General features: G+C 63.9%; 9 protein-coding genes. 3 read left to right on the top strand and 6 right to left on the bottom strand.

The window, feature by feature from the left end; genetic code table 11:
* Window positions 1-7: 7 nt before the first annotated feature.
* From ABXH26_RS05675 to ABXH26_RS05665, 3 genes are all read right to left on the bottom strand, one after another.
* A complete protein-coding gene (locus tag ABXH26_RS05675) occupies window positions 8-781 on the bottom strand; it encodes a CAAX prenyl protease-related protein (RefSeq protein ID WP_353566073.1) in 774 nt (257 codons plus the stop codon).
* Window positions 782-784: 3 nt separating this feature from the next.
* Window positions 785-1,951: an aminotransferase class I/II-fold pyridoxal phosphate-dependent enzyme gene (locus ABXH26_RS05670; RefSeq protein ID WP_353566072.1), complete on the bottom strand. Its 1,167-nt coding sequence runs from the start codon at window positions 1,949-1,951 to the stop codon at window positions 785-787.
* Between the two features lie 88 nt (window positions 1,952-2,039).
* Window positions 2,040-2,948 carry an alpha/beta fold hydrolase gene (locus ABXH26_RS05665; RefSeq protein ID WP_353566071.1) on the bottom strand — a complete coding sequence of 303 codons (909 nt, stop codon included), beginning with the start codon at window positions 2,946-2,948 and terminating at the stop codon, window positions 2,040-2,042.
* 101 nt (window positions 2,949-3,049) lie between these two features.
* Here ABXH26_RS05665 and ABXH26_RS05660 point away from each other — a divergent pair, with 101 nt between their 5' ends.
* On the top strand, window positions 3,050-6,226 hold the full coding sequence (locus ABXH26_RS05660) for an efflux RND transporter permease subunit (protein ID WP_353566070.1): 3,177 nt from the start codon (window positions 3,050-3,052) through the stop codon (window positions 6,224-6,226).
* A 136-nt stretch (window positions 6,227-6,362) separates the two neighbouring features.
* Here ABXH26_RS05660 and ABXH26_RS05655 read toward each other — a convergent pair whose 3' ends face one another.
* On the bottom strand, window positions 6,363-7,151 hold the full coding sequence (locus ABXH26_RS05655; RefSeq protein ID WP_353566069.1) for a hypothetical protein: 789 nt from the start codon (window positions 7,149-7,151) through the stop codon (window positions 6,363-6,365).
* Window positions 7,152-7,474: 323 nt separating this feature from the next.
* Between ABXH26_RS05655 and ABXH26_RS05650 the strand changes: the two genes are divergently transcribed.
* Together ABXH26_RS05650 and ABXH26_RS05645 are read left to right on the top strand one after the other, a co-directional pair.
* A complete protein-coding gene (locus ABXH26_RS05650) occupies window positions 7,475-9,913 on the top strand; it encodes a hypothetical protein (protein ID WP_353566068.1) in 2,439 nt (812 codons plus the stop codon).
* Window positions 9,914-10,036: 123 nt separating this feature from the next.
* Window positions 10,037-13,153, top strand: a complete 3,117-nt coding sequence (locus ABXH26_RS05645) for a glycoside hydrolase family 97 protein (RefSeq protein WP_353566067.1) — start codon at window positions 10,037-10,039, stop codon at window positions 13,151-13,153.
* A gap of 48 nt (window positions 13,154-13,201) precedes the next feature.
* On the opposite strand, the gene ABXH26_RS05640 is transcribed toward ABXH26_RS05645, so the two are convergent.
* Both ABXH26_RS05640 and ABXH26_RS05635 read right to left on the bottom strand, forming a co-directional pair.
* Window positions 13,202-14,176 (bottom strand): hypothetical protein, encoded by a 975-nt coding sequence (locus tag ABXH26_RS05640; RefSeq protein ID WP_353566066.1) that lies wholly within the window; start codon window positions 14,174-14,176, stop codon window positions 13,202-13,204.
* Window positions 14,173-14,805, bottom strand: a complete 633-nt coding sequence (locus ABXH26_RS05635; RefSeq protein ID WP_353566065.1) for a sigma factor — start codon at window positions 14,803-14,805, stop codon at window positions 14,173-14,175. Before ABXH26_RS05635 ends, ABXH26_RS05640 begins: the two co-directional genes overlap by 4 nt.
* Between the last annotated feature and the right edge of the window lie 125 nt (window positions 14,806-14,930).

The following is a 14,930-nucleotide window of genomic DNA, read 5'->3' as shown; positions in this document are numbered from 1 at the left end:
CATCGATTCACCACAAGCCGGTTTTGCCGGTGGCGACCACGAACCACCCCATCAGGCCGTTGGCCACCGCGTGCATGATGATGCATGCGCCGAGGTTGCGGCTCCAGACTGCCAGCAGGTAGGTCAGCGTGCCGTAAACGATGGCCCCGGCGTAATCGACCGGCGCGTGGGCCAGCACGAAGCCCCCCGTGACCACTGCGAAGACCAGCCAGGTGTGCTTTCCAAAGGGCTGCAACCAGTAGCGCCCGCTCCAGTCCGCCACCAGGCGCATCAGGAAGGATCGCCAGAAAATCTCCTCGACCAAGGCCACGACCACCGCCGCGCGAAGGAAGCGCATCACCATCGCCGCCCACCAGGCCGCGCCTCCGGGAGAGAAAAACTCGCCCGGATCGAAGCCGTTTTTCCGGTCCTGCACGCCCAGCCACGTCCACCAGCCCTCGCCCTGCGGCTGCCAGCGGTCCCAGATCACCGTCGGCAGCAGCCAGCAGCCGATCCCGACCGCGCCGAACACCGCGCCGGCCAGCGACCAGCGGAGGCTCCAGTTGAACTCGTAGCTTTTCCACCAAGCCCCAAGGAGCACGAGGCAGGCCATGGTTTGCACCGGATAAATCCACTGCTCCGGCGCCTTCCGCCACCATCGAGCGCTCGGCAGGTCGCTGGCGAAAAAACTGCCCGCCACCTGCAGCACCAGCAGGAAGCCCATGAACAGCGCGAAGGGCGCCACCTGACGGCGGATCCACGTCTCGTGGTCCGTGACCCGGAGCTGGTCGGCCGCCGTCATGGCTCAGAGGCGACCCACGAAGGCCTGCATCTTGTCCATCGCCACCTGCAGGTCCTCGAAGGCCGTCGCATAGCAGCAGCGCAGGAAGCCCTCGCCGCTGGCCCCGAAGGCACTGCCCGGCACCGCGGCCACGCCTTCCTCTTCCAGCAGGCGCATGGCGAAGTCCTTGCTCGAAAGCCCCGTCTCCCGGATGTCCGGGAACACGTAGAAGGCACCACCCGGCGAGTGGCAGCTGAGGCCCATCTCGTTGAGGCGTTTCACCAGGAAATCGCGCCGCAGCCGGTAGCTCTCGCGCATGTCCTCGACTGCTGACAGGCCGTTTTCCAGCGCCTCGATCGCCGCCACCTGGCTGGTGATCGGCGCGCAGAGCATCGAGTACTGGTGGATCTTCATCATCGCCTCGATGATCGGCTGCGGCGCGCAGGCGTAGCCGAGACGGAAACCGGTCATGGCGAAGGCCTTCGAAAATCCATGCAGCAGCACCGTGCGCTCGCGCATGCCCGGCAGCGAAGCGATCGACACATGCGCCTCGCTCTGGTCGTAGCGCAGCTCCGAGTAGATCTCGTCGGTCAGCACGATCAGGTCGTGCTCGATGCACAGCTTCGCGATGCCTTCCAGATCCTCGCGCGAGGCCGTGGCACCGGTTGGATTGGTCGGGAAATTCAGCATCACCACCCGGCTCTGGGGCGTGATCGCCGCCTCCAGCGCTTCGGGTTTCAGCGAAAAGCCGTCGCGCTTGCGGGTCTCCACCGCGACCGCCTTGCCGTAGGCCATGACGATGCTCGGCGAGTAGGACACGTAGCAGGGCTCATGGTAAATCACCTCCTCGCCGGGATTGATCAGGGCGCGCAGCGCGAGGTCGATGGCTTCGGAGACGCCGACCGTCACCAGCACCTCGCCGATGTCGTAGCTCACGCCGAAAAAGCTCCGCACGTAGCCGGCGATCGACTTCCGGAGCTGCGGCAGACCGAGGTTCGAGGTGTAGCTGGTCTGGCCCTTTTCCAGCGAGTAGATGGCGGCCTCCCGGATGTTCCACGGCGTGACGAAGTCAGGCTCGCCGACGCCGAGCGAGATGATGCCCTCGCGGCCCTGGACGAGTTCGAAGAAGTCGCGGATGCCCGAGCGCGGCACGGCGGCCACCTGGCGGGCGATTTTTCGGGAGTAATCCATAAATCAAGCCCGCCTCCGCGGGCGCGGCCTTTCTAGAGTCCCGCTCCGTTCCTGCAATCCTCAAACGGAGAATCCGGTATGACGGCAGTCATCGGCTCCCTGCGAGAAAGCGACGGATCTCCGACGCCGCGTCTTCCGGTGCCTCCTCGGGCACCACGTGTCCCGCTTCTTCCAGGATCGCGACCCGGTGGCCGAGTCCGGACGAGGGCAAAGTTTCCACGGGAACGATCGCGTCTTCGCGGCCGGCAAGGATCAGGATCGGCTGGGAAACGCCGTCGATTTCCACCCGGCCGGCTTTCATGGTCGGGATCGCGGCTCCGAAGCCCCGATAGGCCCGGTGCAGACCCGCCACCAGCAATTGCCGACGGTATTCCTCCAGCGTCTCGGGCGTGAGCACGTCCGGGTGGAAATAGGCCCGCTCGAACAAGGCGCGGAGCCGCACCCGGTCGCACACCAGCAGACGCAGCAGCGGATACAACGCCTCGCGGACGAGCGGATTCCGAATCGCGGAGTCGGGCGCCACGTCCATGTTCAGCGCCGGGCTGATCAGCACCAGCCGCCGGACGAGCTGCGGATGATGGGCCGCCAGCCGCAGTGCGATCTCGCAGCCGTACGAATGCGCGACGATGTCGATGCGCCTCAGCTCCTTCGCCGCCACCAAACGGGCCAGCATTTCCTCCTGCCCACCCGGCGCGTAGGCCGCCGTATCCGGCGGTCGCTCGGTGTAACCAAAGCCGTTCAGGTCGGGCGCCAGCACACGCCGGCCCAGCCGCGGACCCAGCTCGCGGAAGGTGTAGCCCGACTGCCCGAAGCCATGGATCATCAGCACCGGCACGCCGCCTTTTCCCCCTTCGCGGAAATGAACGGCCTGCCCGGCCACCTCGACGAACTCACGCTGCGGCAGGCGAGCCCGGATTTCCGCCATGGGCTCCAGCGGACAGCAGGCGGCGGAAACGACCGCCGCCACCATCGCCGCAAGCATGCCGGCCGGTTTCATGCCCCTTCCCCTCGGCCATCCCGGGGTTCGCGGCAAGGTTTTGCGGAGCCAGCGGGGATCCATCGCTAGACCCCGCCATCCACCCACCGTAGAAGCCCGACATGATTCGCTGGTTCGCCCGCAACGACATCGCGGCCAATTTCCTCATGATCGCCATCCTCCTGCTCGGCGGCTGGACGGTGATGAACCGGGTCCCGCTGGAGGTGCAGCCAAGCATGAAGTTCAACGAGGTGCTGGTGCACATCGACTACCGCGGCGGCGCGCCCGGCGATGTCGAGCGGGCCGTCATCGTGCCGATCGAGCTCGCCCTGGAAGGCCTGCCGGGCGTGAAGCGTGTCGAATCCAGCGCCCGTGCCAACTTCGGCGAGGTGAAGGTGATCGCCAAGGACCACATCGATCCCGTCGAGCTGATGGATGAGGTCCAGCTCCGCGTCGACGGCATCGTGACCTTTCCCCAGGAAATCGAGCCGCCGCGCGTGTTCGTGCCGGACACCGCCAAGTGGATGGACGTCATCAAGGTCGCCATCACCGGTGACATGGACATCAACGACCTGAGCAAGGCCGCCCGGCGGGTGCGGGACGACCTGCAGGAACTGCCCGGCATTTCCCAGGCCGCCATCCAGGGCGAGACGCGGCAGGAAATCGCGATCGAGGCCGACCTGGCGAAGCTGCGCGACTACGGGCTGGGCTTCAACGACCTCGCCGAGGCGATCCGCCGCACCTCGATCGACCAGCCGGCCGGCCGCATCCAGACCGACGAGGGCGCGATGATCATCCGCTCGAAAGGCCAGGCCTTCACCAAGGACGAGTTCGAGAACATCGTCATCTCCAACAACGAGGGCTCGAACGTGAAGGTCAAGGAGGTGGCGAACGTCATCGACGGCTTCGAGGAGGGTGGAAAAATCATCCGCTTCGACGGCCACCCCGCCCTGCTGGTCGAGGTGCTGCGCCTCAACGAGGAGAACGCCTTGGACATCGCCGACAAGGTGAAGGACTACGTGGCCTCGCAGCGCACCCGTTTCCCGGAGGGCATCACGCTGCACATCTGGGACGACAGCTCCGTGGAGCTGCGCGGCCGGCTCGGCACGCTCTTCAACAGCATGCTCCAGGGCGGCCTGCTGGTGCTGGTGGTGCTCGGGCTCTTCCTGCGGCCGCGGCTGGCATTCTGGGTGGTGCTCGGCATCCCGATCTCCTTTGCCGGCGGACTACTGATGATGCCGTACTTCGGCATGACCCTGAACTCGATGAGCGTGTTCGGCTTCATCATCGTCATCGGGCTGGTGGTCGATGACGCCATCGTCACCGCGGAAAACGTCTACACCAAGCTGAGGCGCGGCGAGGATCCGGTCACGGCGGCGGTCGATGGAGCAAAGGAGGTCGCCGTGCCGGTCACCTTCGGCGCGCTCACCACCGTGGTGGCCTTCCTGCCGCTGCTCGGCTTCGAGGGATTTTACGGGAACTACACCAAGCAGATCCCGCCGGTGGTCGCGGCGGTGCTGTTTTTCTCGCTGGTCGAATCGAAGCTCGCCCTGCCCTGCCACCTGAAGCACATCCCGGTCGGCCGCACCAGGCTCGGCCCCTTCGCCCGTTTTCAAAAGACAGTTGCCGACGGCTTGGAGACCTTTATCGAGCGCGTCTACCACCCCTCCATCGTGGCCGCCACGCGCCACCGCTACGTCACGACGGCGGCCTTTCTCGCCATCGCGATGTGCGCCTTCGCCTTGGTGAAAAGCGGTCGGCTGGGCTTCGTGAACATGCCCTCGATGGACCGCAACCGCATCTTCGCCCGCATCCAGATGCCGCGCGATACGCCCATCGAAACCACCGACCAACGGGTGAAACGGGTTTCCGCCGCCGTGGCGGAGTTGAAGAAGGAATTCGTCGATCCCGGCACCGGCCAGCCGCTCATCGAGGACGTGCTCACCTCCTCCGGCGGCCACCCGGGGCGTCCGTGGGCCGACCCGCGGGAAGGCTTCGTGATCGTCTCGGTGGTCGATCCCGGCCAGCGCAGCGAACCCGGCCCGAAGAACAGCGACATCGCCAAGCGCTGGCTCGAGCTCGTCGGCGAGATTCCCGACGCCCAATCGTTCTGGATTTCCGGCGAACGCGGCGGCGGCATGGGAGGCGATGACATGGAGGAAATGCGCCTCGAGCTCCGTGGCCCGGAAGGCCCGCTCAAGGCCGACATCGCCGACCGCATCGTGGAGGAAATCGAGGCCTACGAGGGCATCGCCGATGCCTGGAGCGATCAGGGTCGGGTGCGCCCCGAGATCCACGTGACGCTCAAGCCGGAAGGCGAACTGCTCGGCCTGACCCAGCGCGACCTCGGCGGCCAGATCCGCTCCGCCTTCTTCGGCGAGCAGGCCCAGCGCGTCCAGCGCGGGCGCGATGACATCCGCGTGATGGTCCGCCTGCCGCTGGAGCAACGACAGTCGCTCCATACGCTCGAGGACCTGCGCATCCGCACGCCCGATGGCGGCAACGCCCCCCTCGCCACCGTGGCCACCGTTTCCCTGAAAAACGCCCGCTCGGACATCTTCCGCGTCGATGGTGCCCAGGTCACCGGCATCGGCGCCAAGCCGGTCGATGAGAATGTCGACATCATCGCCATCTCGCGCGATCTCCGGCCGCGGCTCGACGCCATCCTGAAGGGCCACTCGGAGTATTCCTGGCGCTACACCGGCTACATCGAGGAGCACGAGGAAACCGGCCACCGCATCTGGATCGCGGGCATCGCACTGTTCCTCGCGCTCTACGCCCTGCTGGCGATTCCCTTCAAATCGCTCATCCAGCCCTTCGTCGTCCTGCTGGCCGTGCCGTTCGGCATCATCGGTGCGTTGGCCGGCCACATGATTCTCGACCTCACGCCATCCTACCTGTCGGTGTTCGGCATGCTCGCGCTGGCCGGCGTGGTGGTGAACGACTCGCTGGTCATGGTCGATTTCGCCAACCAACGGCGTCGGGCCGGCGACATGAGCATCGAAGCCGTGACCGATGCCGGTGCCCGTCGTTTCCGCCCCATCCTGTTGACTTCGCTGACCACCTTCGTCGGGCTGCTGCCGTTGATGCTGGATCCCTCGCTTCAGGCACAGTTCCTCATCCCGATGGCGGTGTCGCTTGGGTTCGGCATCCTCTTCGCCACCTTCATCACCCTCTATCTGATCCCTTCGGGATATCTCGTGGCCGAAGATCTTGTAAACCTCGGCCGACGCGCCGGGCGGTGGTATCGGAAGCCGTTCCAGAGACCGGATGAAGGGCTGCTCAGCATGCATGAGTGAAAACCCATGCATGAACGGACTTGAAAAATGATCCGTTATCAAAAACGAAGCCCGGAGAGTTTTGCCCTTCGGAAATCGAGATTTCCATCACGGCTCGCCCCCCGGGCTTCCAACCCAAGACAACTTTATTCGTTCATCAGGCCCGGCGGCGATGCATCAAGCCAAGCAAGGCGGGGAAAGCAGCCAAAAGACCGGAGGCTTCCGGAACCGCGCTCGCACCGACGATTTGGAGACCATTGACAGGAGCACGGTATGTACCGTCACCGGCAGCAGTCCCCCTGACATTAAGAGTGAATGACGAGCCAGTGATTCCACTGAAAACCAGATAGTTTCCTTCATTACCATTACCTCCGCTGACCGGCCAGGTCGCGTTGCTAGTCCCGCCAGATTGAGGCAATTGATAGACCTTCGCGGTGTTATTTCCGGTTCCCCAGCTGGTGTTCTCGGTGTCCTCCGCGGAGAATGTGGTGCTTCCAATGGAATATTCACCGATCTTCCAGTTGGAACCATTCTGGCCATCAAAGTAGACGTAGACGTCGTAGGAGCCAGTCAGCGAAAGGTTATTGACGGTGATCGATCCTTGATTGTTGTCGAAGTCTGAATAGCCATTCCACATTCGGTCATCACCCGACGAGACGCTTTGGCTCAACCCCCAAGCGCCGATCGAGCCAGCGACGGTAATGCTGGCTCCGGAGGCGGTGGTGTCCGAGTAGGCCAGACCCGACGTGGTGCCATCGCCCCCGGCGACATTGTTCCAATGGTCAACCCGGGTTTGGGTGCCTGCGACGCCCGCAACGTCAGAAGCACCCATGGTGGTATTGACGGCATCAGAGGGGCGGGTGAAGTTCACACTGATGGTGGACGCGTGCGCCTCGCACAGAAGCGCGGTCGCAAGGACGGGGATTGAGGTGAGGAGGTTTCTCATTTTGGGGCTTGGGGAATTTGGGGCAGGGCCGGCATTGCCCTGTCGGCCGGTGAGTGTCCGCGCCGTGAAAAGTCTGACTTAAATTTTCAGCTTTTCTTCCAAAGGTCCCACTGACAGGCGCGGTCGCCCTCATGCTAAATATCCATAATCGATTGGCTTATAAAGGATTTCGCGAATCACTGGGTAGGCCCGGAGAGCTTACCCACGGAATAGATAAAAGCTCGTCAGCTTTCCGGAGCTGCGGGCACTTCCAGCCCGAGAGAGCTCCGTCTTTTAGCGCACCTTGCCAAAGAAGGAGTCCTCGAACGTGACTAACCGACCCCATGAGAAAAACCCATCGATCGAAACCCGACCGGCTGCCCATCACGGCGGCCGGATTCCTGCTATCCCTCGGCACCCTCTCGCACGCGACCACTTTGGAGGTCGGCGTGAACTTCCGTGGCAGCAGCACCGACATGGCTCCCGCGGACTCCGCTGGCGCCCCCTCTTACGAACAAACGAACTGGAACAACCTTGGCGACCGGGGCGGGCCCACCGCCTTGAACGACGCCAACGGTGCGGCCACTGCGATCCAGATCCAGTGGGACTGCCCCGGCAGCTGGGGCGATGGCGGCAATCCGGGAACGACCCCCGATCAGAAGCTGATGAAGGGTTACCTCGATTCCAACGGCACCGTGAACGGCTTGTTCGACGGCTTCGGCTCGAATGACGACGAGCCGCTCATCCTCCTCACCGGCCTCGATACCTGGATGTCGGCCAACGGTTTCACCTCCTACAGCATCGTGGTTTACACGGATGGTGACGACGCCACCGGCCAGCGGGCAACCCGTGTCTGGCTGGCGTCCACCGGCGGCAACGATTCACCCCCGGATCTCGGCGCCAACACCACCCCGGTTCGCGAACTTCTGGATGCCGCCAACTTCGGCACCACCACCACCTACGTCGAGGTCCCTTCCGGCAGCGGCACGGGAAACTTCACGGCCTTCAAGCTCCAATCTTCTCCCGCGGTCTACATCCGCACCGAAGAAGGGGGGACCGACCCTTTTCGGGCTCCCATCAACGCCATCCAGATCATCGGCACGGATGACACTCCGGTCGACACCGACAATGACGGCCTCCCCGACGAGTGGGAAATCATGTGGGGCCTCGATCCCGCGGACGACGGCACCGTCGATCCCGCCAACGGCGCAGCCGGTGATCCCGACGAGGACGGCCTGAGCAATGCCGACGAATACAACGGTGGCAGCGAATCCTCGAACCCCATCTCCGCCGACTCCGACGAGGACGGCCTCGGCGACAAGGAGGAGTTCGACCTCGGCACCGACCCGGTGTATCGCGACAGCGATTTTGACGGCCTCTCCGACGGTTGGGAAGTGACCTACTCGCTCGATCCGCTCGATGACGGCTCCGTGAATGTCGACAACGGTGACGCCGGCGATCCGGACGGCGACAATCTGGACAACCTGGCCGAGTTCGAACTTGGCACCGATCCCCGCAACATGGACACCGACAACGACGGCTATGATGATGGCGTGGAGGACACCTTCGGCCTCTGGGGCGGCGAGAATTTCACCGGCACCGATCCCCTGTTGGCGGACACCGACTCCGACGGCTTCCTCGACGGGGCGGAGAATCCCGACAACGACCACGTTCCCGGCTCGGTGCTCGGCACGGATCCGAACCTGGAAGATACCGATGGAGACGGCGTGAACGATCGCTGGGAGGTCGTGCTCGGGCTCGATCCGACCGACGATTCTCCTGCGGAGAGCCTGCCGACCGTCGCCTTGCTGAACGCGAGTTTCGAGCAACCTGCGACCGGCACGTTCACCTACGGTCAACCGACTTCGTGGACCCTCGACCCCGCCCCACCTTCCCAGGATGCGGTTTACGTCGAAAACATGTCTTCCGTGGGCATGATGGGCGGCGAAGGAATCAACATGGCCGCCATCCAGCTCACCGATGCCGTTCTTTACCAGGACACGGGCGTGAACTTCCAGCCGAACACCACCTACATCGTGGACCTCGCGGGCGGCGCCCGGACCGGTTGGCCCACGGGGCTGATGGAATTTGGACTGCGGGAGGGAACGGGCTCCGGCTCGGGCACGGCACTGCCGGGATACGCCGGCAAGCTAGACCTCGGCGGCATCGCCAGCGACTCGGGGAACCCTGACGCTGATGGACGTCTCGACCGCCTGCGCAGCGCCAGCGTCGTCTCCAACCTCGGCAGCGGCGCCCTGGGGCAGCCCTACTCCTTCGTCACCGGTGACACGCCTCCCACCGGCACCCTGGTGGCCTATGTTCGGAAGGTGACGGACGAAAACCGCGTCTACTTCGACAACTTCCGCATCCTGGCGGTGCCGAACTCACTCGACGGAGATAGCGACGGCCTGCCGGACGCGTGGGAGCTGGCCAACCGCCTCGATCCCACCGACGGCACCGGCGATCAAGGGGCCGCAGGCGACCTCGACATGGATGGTTTCACCAACGAGGAGGAACTCGCAGCGGGCACCAACCCGGCCGACGCGGCCAGCGCGCCCGTCGTGGGCAGCCCGATGATCGTATCGGCGGCATTCAACGGCACCGCCTTCGAAATCAGCGTCGAGAACCTGCAGGCCAGTGAGTCCTATCGCCTGATGCGCTCGCTCACCCTCTCCGATTTCGCTCCGCTGGGCGATGCGGTCACGGGCGTGAGCAGCCACACCTTCAGCGATCCGGCACCTCCGGCTGACAAGGCCTTCTATCGCATTCAGAGCGAGCCTTAAAGCGGGCCTTGAGCCTTGAAGTTCACACGCGGCCGATCCCACCCGGGGTCGGCCGCGTTCTGCTTTTACGCCCTTCTTCCGTCAGGTTTCCGGACCTGCGGACACTAGGTTTCTAGTAATTTCATGAGAAGACTGCTGCTGACCCTGCCTTGGACCGTCCTGATTTTCGCGCCGACATCCGCTTTCGCCGATTCCTTCAGCAGCCCTTCCGGGAATATCCTGGCGGATGTCTCCGTGGTGGATGACCGCCTCACCTTTTCCCTGACGGCCGACGGCACGACGGTGATCGAGCCCTCCCCTCTCGGGTTCGTCATGAACGGCAGCGACCGGGGCACCGGGATCACCTTGGGTCAAGCGACCGGCGACGAGGTCGATGAGAGCTTCCCATCCCGGCACGGCGTCCACGCCTTGGCCAAAAATCACTACCGGGAGTGGAGCCTGCCGGTGACCCACCAATCCACCGGAGAAAGCTACGTCTTCCGCATCCGCGCCTACGACAGCGGCATCGCTTTCCGCTACGAGGTGGACGGTTCGGGTAAAAAAGCCGTCACGGCGGAGTCGACGGGCTTCATGATTCCCGCCGGCACGCGCGTCTTTTCGCAACCCTGCAACGCAATTTACGAAAGCGTCTACAGCGGCACCGACATCGGACAGATCGGCGACGGCACCACCATGGGCCCCCCGGTGGTTGGACGCCTCTCGCAGGGCATCCACTTCGCGATCACCCAGTCGGGCTCGGGCGATGGTTTCTCCAATCCTTTCCTCACCAAGGCCCCCGGCCGTCTTCTTCAAACATCCTACGTTCCGAATGGCGACGGCAGCCAGGGCATGACCACCACGGGAAAGGTGCGCACGCCCTGGAGCGTCATCACCGCCGGTTCCCTCGACACGCTGCTGAACAGCGACATCGTCGAAGGAGTGGCGCCGGCACCCGACCCGTCGATTTTTCCCGAGGGCACCGCCACCTCCTGGGCCCGGCCCGGCAGGTCGGTCTGGAACTGGATGTCGCGGTTTCCCGGCGGACTGACCGCGAAGAACTCAAAGCTCGAATCCCGGTGGGCGAGCCGCCTCGGTTTCGAATACAACACGGTGGATGACGGCTGGGCCGCTTGGAACGAAGGCGACCCCTGGGACGAAGTGGCGGAAGTGATCGATGCTTCGAACGAGGTCGGCGTGAAGGTGCTGATGTGGATTGCCTCCGAAAATCTCGCCACCAAGGCGCAGCGGACGGAGTTCTTCGGGAAGCTCGAAAAGCTCGGCGCGGCGGGCTTCAAGGCGGACTTCTTCGACTTTCAAAAAGTAAGCCCCGCCGCGAAAGAGCGGGTCCAGTTGATCGAGGACATCCTCAAGGAAGCCGCGCGGCATCGGCTCATGGTGGACCTGCACGGCACCGGCAAGCCGCTCGGCCAGTTCCGCACTTATCCAAACCTGCTGAGCGTCGAGGGTATCCACGGAAAAGAAGCATTCCCCGACGCCGCCTCGACCGTTCACGAACCGCTCACCCGACTGCTCGCCGGCCCGGCTGACTTCACCCCGCTCGGCCTCCAAGGAAGGCTGCAAGGCCAGCAAACCCAGGCTTTCGAAATCGCTTCCGTCGCCGCCATGACCGGTCCGCTGATCACCTATGCGGAACGTGCCGACCGGATCGCCCACAGCCCGTTCGCTTCCGTCATCACCGCCATTCCCTGCATGTGGGATGAGACACGGGTTCTGCCGGAAACCGTGCTCGGTGAATCGTGCGTGATGGCCCGCCGGGCCGGCGACGAGTGGTATGTTCTCATCATGAACGCCGGGGAGGCGCGGAACTGGAAACTCGAGCTTCCGTTTCTCAAGCCGGGCGTTTCCTATCAGGCCGAGATTGTCCGGGATGACGCCTCCGCATTGGAGTATGGGATGATGGATTCGCAGAGTTCGGTGAAAGCGGAAACGGCGGCAGGGGGAGGATTTGTCATGCGCCTGTCCGTTCCCGACACCCGCCCCATTTCCGCGCTGCCATTTCAAACCTCCTTCTCCACGGCGCGCGGATCGCTCTATGCCGAACACGGCAGGATCCTCTCCACCGAGCCATGGGCATGCCGGAGCCTCGCCGGACGCCTGCCGGACGAGATGTGGAACATGACCGGAGACGGCTTGGTGCCATCGCTCGACACCACCGACGCGTGGCTTGGCGGTGCTTCGATCAAGGTCGAAGGGACGCTGCAGGACACCTCCGATCTTGAATTGTTCAGCGCCGACCTGCGCCTGACCAAGACCACCCGCCTCAGCGCCGCCTTCAAAACCGTGAACCTTGGCAAGGGCTCGGTGAGCTTGGGCCTGCGGTTTAAAGACGCGCCGGGTTCGCCTGCCTTTTTCCGACTCGATGCCCCTGCAGATGACCGCTGGGCCACGGCGGGCTTCGATCTCGCGCCCTTCGCCGACCGCACCTTGTCGTCTCTTTTCCTCCGCTTCGAAGCCGCATCGCGCGCGGACGACTTCCGCTTCCACTTCGGCGGTCTGGGTCTCCGCGAGGAGCCCGTGACCGGAACTCCCGCCCCCCGCGGATTCCGCGCCGAGGAGGTCGAGGTGAAGGGACTGGAGAATGTTTCCGCTCTCCTTCACTGGCAGGCGGCCCCGGGCGACGTGTCCCATTACTCCATTTATCAGAAAAATCCGCTCTCCGGAAAAACGAGATGGCTCGGTGCCACCAGCGAACTTTCGTTCCCCGTCACCGTCACAGCCATGGGGAAAGAGGACGCCATCGTGTTCGAGATCGCCGCGGCGGGCACCCACGGCGTGTTTTCCAAGCGCCTGCAAACGAAAGTGCCCCTGCCCGAACGGCCCGCCGTGGGTGCCGCGCTGAAAGGCACCGTCATCGGAACGCCGGGCTCCTACGGCAATCAAGGAAACACCCGCGAAAACGTCTTCGATGGCGACCCCTCCACCCACTTCGACGCCCCAGAGCCGTCCGGCGGTTGGGCCGGCCTGGATCTCGGGTCCGCTCCGAGCCGGGTCGCGGGCATCCGTGTGTTTCCCCGCGAAGGTTGGGGTCAACGGATGGTGGGAGGAGTCTTGGAGGGAGCCAATGAGTCCGATTTCAGCGACGCCGTCACGCTCGCCACTCTCTCCGACGCCCCGGCGGATGGCGTCTACAATCTGATCCCGGTCGATAGCACCGAAGCCTTCCGCTACCTCCGCTACGTCTCTCCGGACGGCGGTTACTGCAACGTGGCCGAGATCACCTTCCACCCGCCGGCACCCTGACGCTTATCTCCACCTGAGTCTTATCTCTCCATGATCTGCTATCCCCTGTCAGGGCTCGTGGACTTCGATCGATAGATCGTCGAGGTAGAGAATTCCCTCCATCTTGCAGTCGATCGAAAGAGTCAAAGGCTTCCCTGCCAAGTCGATCGATGGCGGCGTGTCGGGAATGCTGTGCAATGTCTCCTCCTGAGGAATCCAGAGATTTTGCGGCAGGGTCAGAGTCATTTCAAAGGAGTGCCAGCCGCCTGCCTCGACGTCATGCGTCGAGGTCGCAGCCGAGTATTGCACCATGTCCGGATAACCGCTGGCGACGAAGCGGACTGCCGTGAACAATCCGTCGGGGGCCGACACTTCACTCATATACCACCCCCGCACCGTGAGACGGAGGCCGGGCTTTGCATCGAGCGTCGCGCCGTTGCGGTTGAGGATCACCTGGTTGAGGAAGCCCCATTGGCTCAGGGAAACCACGTTGCGTCCCGACCTCGCGTAAAACTTGCCGTCGGTCGCGCGGTTGAGATCCAGAAGATTGGCCCTCGTCGTGAAAAAGGACTCCTGCCAGTAAAAGATCGTCTCGCTCACCGGCGAGCGGCTCTGGCTGAGATCCATCGCTTCGAAATCGCCATTGCGCAGCACGAATTCCTCTCCGCGCAGATGCCTCCACCATAGTCCGCCCCCGGTCGCCAGGATCACCACACCAGCCAGGGCGAGGTAGGTCGGCCATCGCCAGCGCCTGTAGGACCGTCCCAGCCTCAGACGGCGCTGCAAGGTCCATGCAGGCCCGCTTTCGCGATCGATCACCAGCCGCCGGGTCTCCTCCCACTCGAGCTCGCGGGGATTCAGCACCTCACCGAGCGCGGCATCGAAGCGGATCGCCCGGGCGCAATACTCCATCGCCTCCGGTTCGTCCTGCAGCCGTTCTTCAAGGCGGGCGCGCTCCTCCTTGGAGCAAGAATCGTCGAGAAAGCGTGAGACGAGACGCTCCAGCTCCGGATCAGGGGGTTGATTTCGAGGAACCTGACTCATCGTTTCTCCTTCAGTTTCCGTGTCACGCAATCTCTCAGCAAGGCCCGGATCCTCTCCAGCTTCTTGTAAACCGCGTCTGTCGTATATCCGCGCGACTTGGCTTCCTTTGTCAAGGCGCGGCGATCTTTGGAAACGTAGCGCAGGTCCAGCAATCGGCGGGGTTCCGCATCGAGTTCGTCCAGGCAGCCCCGGAGAGCGGCCGTGAGCGAAGCTTTCAGGTCCATCTCCTCCCGCTCCTGCTCCGCCGCCAGTTCGGCCAGGGAAGCCAGCGTTTTCACCGCCAGCATCCTCCGGCGGGTGCGGTAGGTGCGGCGGACCTCGGACATCGCGATCCGCTTGGCGCAGGCCAGCGAGAAAGCCAGCAAGCGCTCCGGCCCCTCCCTCACAGGACCTTTTTTCCAAGCAAGCAACGCCACTTCCTGCACGCAATCGTCCACGATGGACCGGTCGCTCAAATAACCAGTTAGAAACGCGCGCACGGAAGGCTGAACGTCCAACCAATGCCTCTCGAACTCCTCGGCCTCGCGCTGCGAAGACAGCTCCTGCGCCCCCCCCATCAACTCCTCCCCGGCACCCTCGGCGTGGAACGACGGGTCATCCACGCTCGATCTGGGGGTGCTGTCTTTCATTGAATCGCTGGGGCGCGGAAAAGGAGTGTTCCCGGAATTTGAGATAGGCGAGGACGGTGAGAAATCAAGCCAAGGCCACGAAGCGCGACGAAGGCCGCGCTCACCGCGGGTGCCGCCGAATGCGG

This window comes from Haloferula sargassicola (genome assembly GCF_040362925.1).
GTDB classification, from domain to species: domain Bacteria; phylum Verrucomicrobiota; class Verrucomicrobiia; order Verrucomicrobiales; family Akkermansiaceae; genus Haloferula; species Haloferula sargassicola.
The sequence above is the reverse complement of the archived record's forward strand: the minus strand, read 5'-3'. Positions and strand labels throughout refer to the sequence as shown.

Excerpts from the sequence above, each read along its gene's own strand:
- ABXH26_RS05675 (WP_353566073.1), bottom strand. The coding sequence starts at position 781 with ATGACGGCGGCCGACCAGCTCCGGGTCACGGACCACGAGACGTGGATC.
- ABXH26_RS05670 (WP_353566072.1), bottom strand. The coding sequence starts at position 1,951 with ATGGATTACTCCCGAAAAATCGCCCGCCAGGTGGCCGCCGTGCCGCGC.
- ABXH26_RS05665 (WP_353566071.1), bottom strand. The coding sequence starts at position 2,948 with ATGAAACCGGCCGGCATGCTTGCGGCGATGGTGGCGGCGGTCGTTTCC.
- ABXH26_RS05660 (WP_353566070.1), top strand. The coding sequence starts at position 3,050 with ATGATTCGCTGGTTCGCCCGCAACGACATCGCGGCCAATTTCCTCATG.
- ABXH26_RS05655 (WP_353566069.1), bottom strand. The coding sequence starts at position 7,151 with ATGAGAAACCTCCTCACCTCAATCCCCGTCCTTGCGACCGCGCTTCTG.
- ABXH26_RS05650 (WP_353566068.1), top strand. The coding sequence starts at position 7,475 with ATGAGAAAAACCCATCGATCGAAACCCGACCGGCTGCCCATCACGGCG.
- ABXH26_RS05645 (WP_353566067.1), top strand. The coding sequence starts at position 10,037 with ATGAGAAGACTGCTGCTGACCCTGCCTTGGACCGTCCTGATTTTCGCG.
- ABXH26_RS05640 (WP_353566066.1), bottom strand. The coding sequence starts at position 14,176 with ATGAGTCAGGTTCCTCGAAATCAACCCCCTGATCCGGAGCTGGAGCGT.
- ABXH26_RS05635 (WP_353566065.1), bottom strand. The coding sequence starts at position 14,805 with ATGAAAGACAGCACCCCCAGATCGAGCGTGGATGACCCGTCGTTCCAC.